11 protein-coding genes and 1 pseudogene are annotated in these 12,966 nt (G+C 75.0%); 7 read left to right on the forward strand and 5 right to left on the reverse strand.

Annotated features, from left to right (window positions below; all coding sequences use genetic code 11):
• The 3 genes and pseudogenes from BMZ33_RS00005 to BMZ33_RS00015 form a co-directional block, all read right to left on the reverse strand.
• Positions 1 to 563: pseudogene (locus tag BMZ33_RS00005) on the reverse strand (DUF222 domain-containing protein); the annotation flags it as partial.
• Between the two features lie 65 nt (positions 564 to 628).
• Entirely contained in the window at positions 629 to 1,600 is a 972-nt protein-coding gene (locus tag BMZ33_RS00010; protein ID WP_091106556.1) for a quinone oxidoreductase family protein, read from the reverse strand.
• A gap of 68 nt (positions 1,601 to 1,668) precedes the next feature.
• Complete coding sequence (locus BMZ33_RS00015) at positions 1,669 to 2,274, reverse strand: TetR/AcrR family transcriptional regulator (protein WP_091106558.1); 606 nt, start codon at positions 2,272 to 2,274, stop codon at positions 1,669 to 1,671.
• Between the two features lie 75 nt (positions 2,275 to 2,349).
• Between BMZ33_RS00015 and BMZ33_RS00020 the strand changes: the two genes are divergently transcribed.
• Positions 2,350 to 3,486, forward strand: a complete 1,137-nt coding sequence (locus BMZ33_RS00020) for an MFS transporter (RefSeq protein ID WP_169063669.1) — start codon at positions 2,350 to 2,352, stop codon at positions 3,484 to 3,486.
• 189 nt (positions 3,487 to 3,675) lie between these two features.
• Here BMZ33_RS00020 and BMZ33_RS00025 read toward each other — a convergent pair whose 3' ends face one another.
• Positions 3,676 to 3,825, reverse strand: coding sequence for a Zn-dependent oxidoreductase (locus tag BMZ33_RS00025; protein ID WP_091106562.1), 150 nt, complete (start codon positions 3,823 to 3,825; stop codon positions 3,676 to 3,678).
• Between the two features lie 197 nt (positions 3,826 to 4,022).
• Here BMZ33_RS00025 and BMZ33_RS00030 point away from each other — a divergent pair, with 197 nt between their 5' ends.
• On the forward strand, positions 4,023 to 4,553 hold the full coding sequence (locus tag BMZ33_RS00030) for a hypothetical protein (RefSeq protein WP_091106564.1): 531 nt from the start codon (positions 4,023 to 4,025) through the stop codon (positions 4,551 to 4,553).
• 320 nt (positions 4,554 to 4,873) lie between these two features.
• A complete protein-coding gene (locus BMZ33_RS00035) occupies positions 4,874 to 5,392 on the forward strand; it encodes a hemerythrin domain-containing protein (protein ID WP_169063670.1) in 519 nt (172 codons plus the stop codon).
• Between the two features lie 81 nt (positions 5,393 to 5,473).
• Here the strand turns inward: BMZ33_RS00035 and BMZ33_RS00040 are convergent, their stop codons facing one another.
• The gene (locus BMZ33_RS00040; RefSeq protein WP_091106567.1) at positions 5,474 to 7,111 is read right to left on the reverse strand and encodes an amidohydrolase; all 1,638 of its coding nucleotides are present in this window, start codon (positions 7,109 to 7,111) and stop codon (positions 5,474 to 5,476) included.
• Between the two features lie 311 nt (positions 7,112 to 7,422).
• On the opposite strand from BMZ33_RS00040, the gene BMZ33_RS00045 reads away from it, so the two are divergent.
• The 4 genes from BMZ33_RS00045 (at position 7,423) to BMZ33_RS24335 (ending at position 12,664) form a co-directional block, all read left to right on the forward strand.
• A complete protein-coding gene (locus tag BMZ33_RS00045; RefSeq protein WP_091106569.1) occupies positions 7,423 to 8,349 on the forward strand; it encodes a glycerophosphodiester phosphodiesterase in 927 nt (308 codons plus the stop codon).
• A gap of 79 nt (positions 8,350 to 8,428) precedes the next feature.
• Positions 8,429 to 9,592, forward strand: coding sequence for an MFS transporter (locus BMZ33_RS00050; RefSeq protein WP_091106571.1), 1,164 nt, complete (start codon positions 8,429 to 8,431; stop codon positions 9,590 to 9,592).
• Between the two features lie 6 nt (positions 9,593 to 9,598).
• A complete protein-coding gene (locus tag BMZ33_RS00055; RefSeq protein WP_169063671.1) occupies positions 9,599 to 10,900 on the forward strand; it encodes a 3-deoxy-7-phosphoheptulonate synthase in 1,302 nt (433 codons plus the stop codon).
• 141 nt (positions 10,901 to 11,041) lie between these two features.
• The gene (locus BMZ33_RS24335) at positions 11,042 to 12,664 is read left to right on the forward strand and encodes a methyl-accepting chemotaxis protein (RefSeq protein WP_091106573.1); all 1,623 of its coding nucleotides are present in this window, start codon (positions 11,042 to 11,044) and stop codon (positions 12,662 to 12,664) included.
• The last annotated feature ends 302 nt before the right edge of the window (positions 12,665 to 12,966 follow it).

Genomic DNA, 12,966 nt, shown 5'->3' on the forward strand with positions numbered 1-12,966 from the left:
GCCTGCAGCTTCTCCCCACCGACCGCGTCGAGCTCGAAGCGGCCGCTGAGCGTCCCGTCGGCGTGCCGGGCCAGCATCAGCCGGCGGCCCTCGGTGGGGTCGGGTTCGGGACCGTCGGGGTCCAGGCCGGCCAGGTAGTGCCGCACCGCGGCGACGAAGTCGGCATGCGGGTGGTCGATCGCCACCTGGGTGAGCACGGCGTCGATGACGGCCAGGTCCACGCCGCGCTCGGCGGCGGCCTGCAGGCGTTCCGGCGTCAGCGCGACAGCGGCGACGGCGACCTGCTCGGCCGAGACCAGCCCGGCGTCGTGGGCCTCGGCCAGCGCCGGCAGGTGGTCGAGCACCCGGCCGTTGCCCACCACCCGCGCGGCCGCGGCGGCCGAGAGCCGGCAGTGCCCGCGCAGCCAGGGGCGCATCGACGTCAGCCCGTCGCGCTCGGCGGCCTGGGACAGCTCCGCGGCCCGCACCCGTCGGGCCAGCAGGGCGTCGATCCGGTTGCGCTCGGCGACCAGCGCGGCGACGTCGTCGAGGACGTCACCACCACCCACATCGCCCGAACACATGTACGAAGCCTAGCCGGTCGAGGGCAGCCGCTCGAGATGGAACTGCAGCTCAGAGGCCGTGTTCTTCAGCGGGTGGGGTCGAGGACGAGCTTGCCGGTGGTGCGGCGGGCGAGCAGGTCCTGGTGCGCCTCGCGGACGGCGGTGAGCGGGTATCGGCCGCCGCCGACCGGCCGCAGTGCGCCGTCGGCCACGAGCGAGAGCAGCTCGGTCATGGCGTCGTCCATCATCGACGGGCGGCTCATGCAGTGGGCCAGCCAGAAGCCGATGACCGCGCGGCTGGTGCCCATCAGCGCGGGCGCCTGCACCGGCTTCGGGGGACGGCGGCCGGCCATGCCGTAGAAGACCAGCCGGCCGAAGGGCGCCAGCGCAGAGAACGACCCGTCGAAGACGTTGCCGCCGGTCATCTCCAGGACGACGTCGACGCGGCTACCGCCGTTGGCCTCCCGCAGCGCCTCGGCGAACGTCTTCGGGTCGTCGTCAGCGAGAGCCGGGTCGACGGTGGCGTCGGCGCCGAGCTCCTCGGCCAGCGCCCGCTTCTCCGCGCTGGAGGCGGTTGCGATGACCCGCCCGGCGCCCCACCGCTTGGCGAGCTGGACCGCCAGCGAGCCGACCCCGCCGGCGCCGGCGATCACCACCACCGACTCCCCGGCGGCGAGATGCGCGCTGGTGCGCAGCAGGTGCCAGGCGGTGGCGCCCTGCAGCACGACGGCGAGGGCCTGCTCGTCGGTGACGGCGTCGGGCACCGGCCAGGTCAGCCGCGGGTGGGCGACGACCCGCTCGGCGTAGCCGCCGCCCTCGAGCAGCCCGACCACCCGCTCCCCGCCGCCCACCGGCCGGCCGACGAACTCCGCGCCCGGGATCAGCGGCAGCTCCTGCGGGGCGAGGTAGCTGTTCTCCGTCTGGTGGGTGTCGGCGAAGTTGACGCCCGACGAGCTCACCTCGTAGAGCTGCTGGCCGTCGCCGGGGACGGGGTCGGGGAGGTCGACGACGTCGAGGACCTCGGGGCCGCCGAAGCGGGTGATCTGCACGGCACGCATGCACCGAGGCTAGGTGCCCGCGGTCCGGTGATCGGCCCGGGTGCGACCCCTGGCCCGGGACCGACGGGTCAGGCCTGTGTGCGGCCCAGTCGCGCGTCCACCCAGGCTGCAGCCAGTGCGCGGGCCCGGGCCAGCGGGTCGTCGCTGGGGAGGCCGGGCGTCGTGGCCGCGCGGGCGAAGCGGTTCAGGACGCCGTCGTGGAACAGCAGGAGCGTGGCCGCCGCGTCGTCCGGGTCCTGGAGGCCGGCGGCGGACGCAAGGGCGCGGAGGCGGTCCACGAGCAGTCGCGTGTCTTCCTCCAGCCACCGGTGTCCCGGGTGGTCGGCCGGCAGTTCGGTGGCCGCCGCGAGAAAGGCGCAGCCCCGTCGGTTGCCCTCTCGCGAGCGGTACCGGGAGACCGCATCGAAGAGCGACAACAGTCTGTCGACCGGGTCGCTGCGCTCGGCCAGGACCTCGTCCCAGCTCTGCCGCCACGCCTCGAGCCGTTGCTCGAGATAGGCGGCCACCAAGGCGTCCTTGCCGGCGAAGTGCGCGTACATGGTCGCGGGGGAGACACCGGCGCGGGTCAGCACCGCGTCCACGCCGGTGGCGGCGATGCCCGACTCGTAGAACAGCTCGCCCGCCGCGATGAGCAGCCGCTCACGGGCCGGTCGATTGGCGGTCGCCTTCGTCATCCCTCTACTGTAACGAGCGTTATGGCGAAACGATCGTTATGCACCCTTCCACAGACCGCCGAGGGAGGCGCCCTCGTGCTCTCGGGCGTGGCCGTCATCGCCGTCACCTACGGCCTGGCCCGCTACGGCTACGGCCTGTACCTGCCCCAGTTCCGCGCTGCCTTCGGGCTCTCGGCGGGCACCGCCGGCGCCATCGCCGCGGGCAGCTACGTGGGCTACTGCGGTGCGGCTGTGGTGGCCGGCGGCCTCGTCGGTGCGGGACGGGCCCGACAGGCGTTGTGGGCGGCCGGCGGCAGCGCGGCGCTCGGCTCGCTCGTCGTGGCCATTGCCTGGAACGGGACCTCGCTGGCCGCCGGGGCGTTGATCGCCGGGAGCGGCGCCGGCGCCGCCACCCCGGCACTGGTCGCAGCCGTAGCCGGCACGGTTCCGCTCTCGGACCAACCGCGGGCCCAGGGCGTGGTGAACGGTGGTACCGGCGCCGGCGTGGTCAGCGGCGGTCTGCTGGTGCTGTCGATGCCCGAGGCCTGGCGCTGGTCATGGGTGGGGTTCGCTGTCGTGGCGCTGGTGGTCACGGCGTGGGCCGACCGCCACACCCGGTGGGGTTCGGTACCCCAGGCCCCGTCCGGACGGGGCGTCCGCGGTGCGCCGGGCCATGTCAGACCGCTCGGTCGGCCGCTGGTCGCCGCGCTGCTGGCCGGTGCCGGCTGCGCCGGTGTGTGGACCTTCGCCCGCGACCTGCTGACCGCTGACGGAGGGCTGTCGTCGGCGGTCACCGGACTGCTGTGGTGCCTTCTCGGGGCCGCCGGCCTGCTCGGCGGGCTCAGCGGCGTGCTGGTCCGTCGGGTCGGCCTGCGAGCCGCCTGGCGGAGCACCGTGGTGGCCGCTGCGGCGGGCACGGCCCTGCTCGGCGCGCTCCCGGGGGCCGTGATCCCCGCGGCGCTCGCCCTTGCGTGCTTCGGCAGTGCCTTCGTCGCACTCAGCGGCGTGCTGCTGGCCTGGGGCACGGAACGGACTCCCGCCGCCGCAGCGGCCGCGGTGGCCGTCCTGTTCATCGGGCTCACCGTCGGTCAGGCCGTCGGCTCCGTCGCGCTCGGGATGGTCACCGAGGCCGCCGGTGCGCCGACGGCCTTCCTCGCCGCGAGCGCGCTCCTCGTGATCGCCGCCACCGGGGCCGAGCGTCGCTCCCGCGAGTCCGCCGGCGGCGCCGTGTGATCGGTCCGGCTGCTGCCCCGGTGAGGGCCCGAGGTCGCTGGCCGGGAGTCGTCCGAGTCGGCCCCCGGTCGGCCGACGACGCCGCGTCCATGCGGGCAGCCAGGGTGCCGGTCTGCTGGGCTGCCTCGCTACGGCTGTCCGCGACGCCGACCTGCGGCACTGTCGGTGTCCCGCTGTGTCAGATGGGCGTCACGACAGCGGGTGGTGGGTGTCGGCGTAGTTCACGCCGGCCGCCGAGACCTCGTAGAGCTGCTGGCCGTCGCCGGGAACGGGATCGGGGAGGTCGACGACGTCGAGGACCTCGGGGCCGCCGAAGCGGGTGATCTGCACGGCGTGCATGCAGCTGAGGCTATGGCGTCCCCCTGTGGCGCCAGGTCGAACTCCGCAGGGTCGACGGAAGCCGGCGTCGCCGGACGCCGTCAGGGACGGTCCGCACGGGTCTGGTTCTCGGCCTGCGCTGCCCCCGGACCCAGTGGCGAGCTGTCAGCGAGGAGGTCTCGACTGGAACCCCGGCGTCCGTAGCCGAATGCCCTGTCATGGACCTTGCTTCGCTGCTGTCCGGCATCGGCAGCCTCGGAGTCGGCACCCTCCTCGGGCACTGGCTGTCGGGACGGCGCAGTCGCCAGGACGCGCGCGTCGACGTGATCTCGGCGGTGGCGGAGGTCGAGAGGGCTCGCTGGTACTCGACCTCGGTGGACACCATCGATCCCGTCCGCGCGGCCGTCTCGGAGTTGGAGGCGGCCGCCCTCCGGGGGAACATCCCGCGGAAGCCGGTGATGTTGTACGGCGCTCTTGCCATCGCCTCCTGGCGGATCAGCGAGAAGGACTCGAATCACCAACTCTGGGACGACTGGGCGGATGTCGTCACGGACGCGCGTGACCTCGTCAAGACCTTGGTCTGGCAGGACGGCCCGCGGACGAACGACGGTCAGCGAGCGTCGGACGTCCTGTACGACCGCGCACGAGCGGTCACGCGCCGCTCCGTCACCGCTGTCTGGAGCGACAGCTCCGACCTGCGGGCATTCGAGCAGACGTACAGGGCCGGGAAGGCGACCTCGGTCTCCTGACGTCGCCAAGTCACGGTCCCGAGCCCGCTACCCCGCACCGACGGTCGTCCTCTCGAGACACCTCCTGGTGTCCGAAGCTCGAAGATCAGTGACCGCGTGGAGGGCGATGCGTGGCCTTGACCTTCGTGCCGAGGGTCTCCCCGGGCCACAGGGCGGGACTGCCCCTGGTTCAGTTGACTGAGTTCGGTCGGGGAGTCAGTCCGCGTGAGCCGGTGCGACGCAGACCCCTCGCCGGTCCACCCCGCCCAGGCCGGCGATCATGCCGACTGAGACCTCCGAGACGCGGGTAGGTGTCCCCTCGGTACGGGTAGGTGTCCGACGTGTCCGACTTCGAGATCACCGCCCTCGTCCTGGCCGAGCACGAGGTCTTCCGGCGGGAGTTCTCAGCGCTCGAGGACCTGTCCGGCGAGGAGCTCGCCGCCGCGTGGGAGGCACTGCACGCCAAGCTGGAGGTGCACGCCGTCGCCGAGGAGCAGCTGTTCTACCCGCTGCTCGCCCAGGAGGCGGACGGTGAGCAGGAGACGGCGGAGGGCGTGCACGACCACAACGAGATCCGGCACGCGGCGGCCGCTGTCGGCGAGCACGAGGTCGGCAGCGAGGCGTGGTGGGAGGCGGTGCGCAACGCCCGGCAGGTCAACGCCGACCACATGGCCGAGGAGGAGACGGACTTCTTCCCCCCGTTCAAGGAGGCAGTCGACGACGAGCAGCGGGAGGCCCTCGGGATGCGTTGGCTGGCCTTCCACGACGAGCACGAGCAGGCCGAGGGGTTGTCCGGCGAGGACGCGGAGGTGGCCGAGGTGGTCGCGACCGAGGTGCCGGAGGGCGACCCGTCGCTCTGAGCCCGCCGGCCCGGGTCGACGACGATCGAGGACCTCGGGGCCGCCGGAGCGGGGTGACCTGCACGGCACGCGCGGGGGAGGCTAGAGCGCGTGGACCAGCCGACCGCCGACCCACGTCGAGCGGACGGGGATGCCGACGACCTCGTCGGGTGGCACCTCGAACGGGTCGCGGCCGAGCTCGACGAAGTCCGCGAGCATGCCCGGGGCCAGCGTGCCCTTCACGCGCTCCTCGCCCGCGGCGTACGCGGCCCCGGTCGTGTACAGGCCGAACGCCTCCTGGACGGTGATCCGCTGGCTGGTGCCGATGGGGGTCCCGTCCAGCGCCCGCCGTTCGGCGCAGCTGGTGATGGCGGCCAGCGGCTCGTACGGCCCGCACGGGTAGTCGCTGGACCCGGCGACGGGGATGCCGGCGTCGAGCAGCGTCCGGTGGGCGAACATGCGCTCGAGCCGGTCGTGCCCGTAGTAGCCGACCAGCTTGTCGCCGTGGAAGCGCGCGTAGGAGCCGAACGGCACCACGACGAGGCCGAGCGCGCGGATCCGGCCGACGATGTCGGCGTCGACCAGCGAGCAGTGCTCGATGCGGTGCCGTCGCTGCGGTGCTCCCAGCGCCCGGGCCCGCTCGTGGGCGTCGAGCAGCTTGCGGATGGCGCGGTCGCCGTTGGCGTGCACGGCGAGCACGACGCCGTCGCCGGCGATCCGCTCGACCAGCTCCCGGAGGTCGTCGTCGCCCGTGGTCTGCATGCCGTGGTCGTCGGTGCCCTCGAACGGCTCGTCCACCAGGCAGTTCCCGCCGGCGCAGGCGCCGTCGACGAACGCCTTGACCCCGAGCAGGCGCAGCCGCTCGTCCCCGAAGCCGCTGTGCAGGCCCAGTGCGGCGATGCGGTCGTAGTGCGGGAAGGCCACGAGCATCGCCACGCGCAGGGTCAGCTGCCCGGAGCGGGCGGCCTCGGACAGCAGGGCGACGTCGTCGGGTCCGCAGAGCGCGTCCACCATCGAGGTGATCCCGGCGGCGTGGAACAGCTGCTGGGCACGGGCCAGCCCGCGCAGGCGGGCGGCGGGCGTCGAGGGAGGGACGACGGTCCTGCCCCGCGCCAGCGACGGGTAGGAGACGTCGAACAGGGCCTGCTCGTACACCACACCGGTGAGCCCCCCGGCGCCGTCGCGGCCCAGCGCGCCGCCCGGCGGGTCCGAGCTGGCACCGGTGAGCCCGGCGGCCGCCAGCCCGGCGGAGTTGAGCACCCCCCAGTGCGCGGCCACGTGGGTCAGCAGCACCGGGTGGTCGGGGACGGCGCGGTCGAGGAAGTCGCGGTCCACGACCCGGCCGCCGGTCGTCTTCGTGTGGTCGTAGCGCGAGCCGACGACCCACTGCCCCTCGCCGACGGCGGCGGCCTCGTCGCGGAGCAGCCGCACGAGCACGTCCCCGTCGGTGGCGACCTCCGGTGAGCAGTTGACGTGCAGCAGGTTCTCCGCGGTCATGCTCGGGTGGGCGTGCGCGTCGTTCAGGCCCGGGACCAGGACGCCGTCGAGCTCGACCGTGCGGTCGGGGCGGAACCGCTCACGCAGCTCACGAGGGCGGCCGACGGCCGCCACCCGGTCGTCGAGCAGCACCAGCGCCTCCGCCGGCGGACCGGCGAGCGTGTGGACCCGGTCGGCGACGACGAGCGTCCAGGTGCCCGGGCCGGCGGGACCGCGGAGGTGGTCGGGGTGGGTCGCGTGCATGCCGGGACTCCCTGGGCGTCGTGGTCGACGTCACCGGGTCCGGCTGACGTCGGGGACGAGGTGGGTCCTACTACAGCCGGCGGGTGCCGGCACGGTCGACGCCGTCGGGCCGGGGGCCGGGCGGTTCCGGCCAGCCGGCCAGGGAGCCGGTCCGGGCCGAGGTCGAGGTGAGCGGCCGCGTCCGCGGGCCGGACGACCGGTGCACGTGTCGCCCGGCGGACGCCGGGTAGGAAGCCACGCCAGCGGCGGCGGGTCGGGGTCCTGCCGCCGGACCACAGCGACCCGGTCCGCGGACCGTTCGAGGAGATCGCGTGTCCCGTACGGGGGACCGGCACGGCCGCGGCCAGGGCGTCGTGAGCCTGCCGCCGCGCGCACCGTCCGAGATCGAGGTCGTGGCGCACCGCGGCGTCTCGGCGGAGGCCCCCGAGCACACGCTGACCGCCTACCAGCAGGCGCTGGCCCTCGGGGCGGACGCCGTGGAGTGTGACGTCCGGATGACCCGCGACGGCGTGCTGGTGTGCGTGCACGACCGGCGCATCAACCGGACGTCCACGGGCCGCGGGGTGGTGTCGGCGCTGGACCTCGCCGAGCTGGAGCGGCACCGCGTCGTCCACCGGCGGCCCCGGGGTGCCGCGATCCGGGGCCGCCCGTCGCGACCCGCCGCCCCGGAGGACGACGACGAGGCCGACGAGGACGCCGGGCGGGTGCTCACCCTGGACCGGTTGCTCGACTACGTGACGGCCACGCCCGGGCGCGTGCGGCTGGCGATCGAGACCAAGCACCCGACCCGTCACGCCGGGCAGGTCGAGGCGGCCCTGCTGGCCAGTCTCCGGCGGTTCGGGCTGCTGTCCGGCGGGCGCCCACTCGAGTGGTCGGGCCGTCCGGCGGTGCGGGTCATGAGCTTCTCGCCGACGGCGGTGCGGCGGGTCCGTGCCCTGGCGCCGGAACTGCCCACCGTGCACCTGGTCCGCCAGGTGCTGCCGCGCTCGCGGTCGCGGCCCGTCCTGCCGGCCGGCACCGCCGTCGGTCCGTCCCTGGCGATGCTGCGCCACGACCCGCGCCTCGTGGCACGACTGCACCGGGCCGGGCTGCAGGTCCACGTGTGGGTCGTCAACCGTCCGCGCGACATGCAGTTCGCGGTGTCCCTGGGGGTGGACGCGATCATCACCGACGAGGCCGCGTCCCTCATGCAGCTCCTGGGGCGGGGCGGGCCGCCGTCCCTGATGAGCGCGGGCTGACCGCCACCGGCACCACGCACCGGCGCCGGTCCCCGCCGCTGCCCGGCGGTCGGGGAACGGCCTCGTATCGTCCTCCGCCATGCGGCCCGCAGCGTCGGTCGACTCCGTCCGGAGCTGGGTGGTGGTCGCCGCGGCCTTCGCGGCGATGTTCGCGTCCTTCGGGATCGCCTACTCCTTCGGCGCGTTCCTCGAGCCGATGGCCGAGGAGTTCGGCACCGGCCGCGGCGCCACGTCGACGTTCTTCGCCCTGACCTCGCTCACGTACTTCGGCCTCGGCGCCCTCAGCGGCGTCGCGGTGGACCGCTACGGCCCCCGGCGGGTGCTGCTCGCGGGCGGGGTCGCCCTCGGCGCGGGGCTGGCGGCGACGTCGCAGGCCGGTGAGCTGTGGATCGGGCTGGTCACCTACGGCCTCGGCGTCGGCATCGGGGTGGCCTGCGCCTACGTCCCGATGGTCGCCGTCGTCGGCGGCTGGTTCGAGCGGCGGCGCACGCTCGCGATCGGGGTGGCGGTGACCGGGATCGGCCTGGGCACCCTCACCGTCGCGCCGCTGGCGGCCGCGATGATCGACGAGCTGGGCTGGCGGACCACCCACCTCGTGCTCGGGGTGGGCGGCGCCGCCGTCCTCGTGGCCTGCGCCCTGGTCGTCCCCCGCCCGCCGGTGCGGCCCGGCCCGGCGGCGCTCACGCTGGAGGAGGCGGTGCGCAACCGCGACTACCGGCGGCTGTACCTGGCGTCGGTCCTCCTGAGCGTCGCGCTGTTCGTGCCGTTCGTGCACCTGCCCGGGTACGCCGAGCAGGCCGGGGCCGACCGGGTCGCGGCGGCGGCGCTGGTCGGGGTGATCGGCGCGGCGAGCACCGCCGGCCGACTGGTGCTCGGGGCGGTCGCGGCGAGGACGGGTGCGCTGCGCGCCTACCAGGGGTGCTTCCTGGTGATGGGGGCCAGCTTCGCGCTCTGGGGCCTCGACGGCGGGTACGGCGTGCTCGTCGTCTTCGCCGTCGTCCTGGGGGTCGGCTACGGCGGGTTCGTCGCCATCGGGCCCGCCGTCGTCGCCGAGCGCTTCGGCACCACCCGGCTGGGCGGGCTGCTGGGCGTGCTCTACACCAGTGCCGGGATCGGGTCGGCGGTGGGCGCCCCGCTCGCCGGGCTGGCCGTCGACGCCACCGGCTCCTACGTCCCGGTCGTCGCCGGGTGCCTGGCCCTCGGGCTGGCCGCCTTCGTGACCACGCTCCGCGTCGGCCGCTGACGGGTGGTGCCCGGTGCCGCGGCCGGACGGGGCGGCACACTGGGGCGGTCCGGCCGACGCACGTCGGCGTCGACCCAGGAGGCCGTCATCCCCGCTCACCAGCTGCTCGACGAGGCGACGCGGGTCGCCGACCTCCTGCTCGAGGTCCAGACCCGGGTGAACGGGCAGATCGACGACGCGCTGGCCGAGTCGCTGCCCGGCGTCCAGCGCCGGCTCGGCGTCTCCCCGGACGACGCCGTCGACGTCTCCGGACTGGTCAACACCCGGATCACCGGCCTGAGCGTCGTCGTCACCCCGGCCTCGGTGGCCGCCGTCGTGCCGCTGCCGCCCGGGTCCGCGGCCACCACCGCGGCCGCCCGCCGCGCGGTGACCGACGTCCTCCGCGGCGACGACGACCGCCTGGTGGTGATCGCCGGCCCCTGCTCGATCCACGACCCCGAGGCAGCGCTCGAGTACGCCGCCTTCCTCGCGCGGGTGCGGCAGCGGCACGCCGGCGACCTCGAGGTGCTCATGCGGACCTACACCGAGAAGCCGCGGACCGAGGTCGACTGGAAGGGGTTCGCCTACGACCCGTTCCTCGACGGGTCCAGCCGGATCAGCGTCGGGCTGGTGGCCACCCGGATGCTCATGTGCCGCATCACCGCGACGGGCGTGCCGGTGGCCGCCGAGCCGCTCAACGCGCTCACCCCGCAGTACGTCAACGGGCTGGTCACCTACAACGGCGTCGGCGCGCGCAACGTCACCGACCAGACCGCCCGCGAGCGGGTGTCGGGCTTCTCCTCGGTGGTCGGGTTCAAGAACTCGCCGGAGGGCAGCATCGACTCCGCCGTCTCGGCCGTCGTCGCCGCCCGCGCCCCGCACGAGTTCCTCGGTGTCGACGCGCACGGGGTGAGCGCGCAGCTGTCGACCACGGGCAACGACACCGCCCACGTCATCCTGCGCGGCACCGCCGACGGCCCCAACCACTCCGCGGAGCACGTCGCCGAGGTCAAGCGGAAGCTGGCCGCCCGGGGGCTGCCGGAGGTGGTCGTCGTCGACGCCTCGCACGGCAACAGCCGCAAGGACCACCGGCGCCAGCCCGGGGTCGTGGCCGACCTGGCCGCGCAGGTCGCCGGGGGTGAGCGGGCCGTCCGCGGCGTCATGGTGGAGAGCCACCTGGTCGAGGGCCGGCAGGACCTCGACCGCGAGCACCCCGAGCGGCTGGCCTACGGCGTGAGCGTCACCGACTCCTGCGTCGACCCCGCGACGACCGAGGCGATGCTGGCCGAGCTCGCCGGGGCCGTCCGCGCCCGGCGCGGGCGCGCGTAGCAGGAGGCCGGCAGGCCCGTCCGGCCGGCCGGCGGCCCCCGGCACCCGCCTGCTCGACTGGATCCGGTACCGGACCGGCCGATGGTCTGACCGGATCCCGTCCCCGGCCCGGAGTGGCCCGTCCCGAGAGGTGCCGCCCCCATGGGTCTGCTCAGCCGCCTGCGCACCGGCCCCCGCCTGTTCCTCGCCTTCCTGCTCGTCTTCGGCCTGTCCTCGGCCGCGACGGTGGTCGGGCTGGTCGGGCTGGGCCAGCAGCACGCCGCGGCGGTCGAGGCCGACCACCTGCGCGTGCTGGTGCAGGAGATGGACTCCTCGGCGTACTACACGGCCAGCATCGGCGCCTGGCAGATGGGCGTCAGCACCGACGCCTTCGCCCTCGGTGCGCAGCAGGCGGTGTCCGACGGCGCCCCCAACTGGACGGGCCTGCAGGGTGAGCTCGCGGCGGCCCGGGAGATGCTCGACTCGGTCCACACCGAGTACATGACCCCGGCCGAGCGCGAGGACTTCACCGTCCTGACCGCCCGGTGGGAGGACTTCTTCGCCACCGCCGACCAGGAGCGGGCCATCCTCACCTCCGGGGCGCCGGACGCCACCGCCCGCCTGGTCGCCTGGCTCAACGACGACCAGGCGGGGCAGCTGGCGGTCTACCTCGACCTCGTCGAGATCTCCACGACCATGGTCACCGAGGTGCAGGAGCGCGCCGCCCGGACCGCGGCCGACGCGGCGGCGGAGGCGAGTGCCTACCGCACCGCCACGCTGGTCACCCTGGGTGCCGCGCTGGTGGCCGCGCTCGTCCTCGCCCGCGCCGTGCAGGTGTCGGTGACCCGGCCGCTGCAGCGCTGCGTGACGGCGCTGCGCGCGCTCGGCCGCCGGGACCTCTCCGCCCGCCTCGACCTGCGCAGCCGCGACGAGATGGGCGAGATGGCCGCCGCGCTGAACGAGGCCGGCAGCGGGATGCGCGAGGCCGTCGCCGACATCGGCCGCAGCGTGGAGACGCTCAGCGGCGCCTCCACCGGCCTGTCCGACGTCGCCACCCGGCTGTCCTCCTCCGCCGCCCGGGTCTCCGAGCAGGCGCAGGGCTCGGCCGGGCTCGCCGCCGAGGTGAGCCGCAGCGTGCAGACGACGGCCGGCGGCGCCGAGGAGATGGGTGCCTCCATCCGCGAGATCTCGGTCAACGCCCAGCAGGCCGCGCAGGTCGCCGCCGCCGCCGTCGAGACCGCCCGCGACACCAGCGCGACGGTGGCCAAGCTGGGCGAGTCCTCGGCCGAGATCGGCAACGTGCTCAAGGTGATCACCTCGATCGCCGAGCAGACCAACCTGCTGGCCCTCAACGCCACCATCGAGGCGGCGCGGGCGGGCGAGGCCGGCAAGGGCTTCGCCGTGGTCGCCAACGAGGTCAAGGAGCTGGCCCAGGAGACGGCGAAGGCCACCGAGGACATCGCCCGCCGCGTCGAGGCCATCCAGGCCGACACCGGTCAGGCGACCCGGGCGATCGCCGAGGTCTCCGACACCATCGACCGGATCAACTCCTTCCAGTCGGCCATCGCCGCCGCCGTCGAGGAGCAGACCGCGACCACCGCGGAGATGAGCCGCAGCGTGGGCGAGGTGGCCGGGGGCGCGACCGCGATCACGGCGACGGTCGGCGGCCTGGCCTCGGCGGCCGACGCCGCGCAGGAGGAGGCGGCGAGCACCCGCCGCGCCTCCGACGAGCTGGCCGCCCTGGCCGGGCAGCTGCGCGGGCTGGTGGGGCAGTTCCGGGTCTGACCCCCGGGTCACCCGGTCCTCCCGCGGCTCCCTGGCGGAGGCGCCGTCCCGGTCGGCCCGGTCGGCCCGGCCGCGACCGACTCGATGACCGTGGCCGTGTCGACCACCGCCGCGGCGCGCCCACCCGGCGGTGGTCCGCGACGTGGCCTGCGACGGGACGCCGGTGAGCAGTGGACCCTCGACCAGGCGTGCGCCGGCCCGACCCGGCTCACCGGGGGAGGCCGCGAGAGGAGGACCGCGAGGCGCTGCGCGAGGTCGCCGCCGCCTCCCGGCCGTGGTTCGGCTTCCCGCTCGTCGTCCGC

The organism is Geodermatophilus dictyosporus (assembly GCF_900115505.1).
Lineage (GTDB): Bacteria > Actinomycetota > Actinomycetes > Mycobacteriales > Geodermatophilaceae > Geodermatophilus > Geodermatophilus dictyosporus.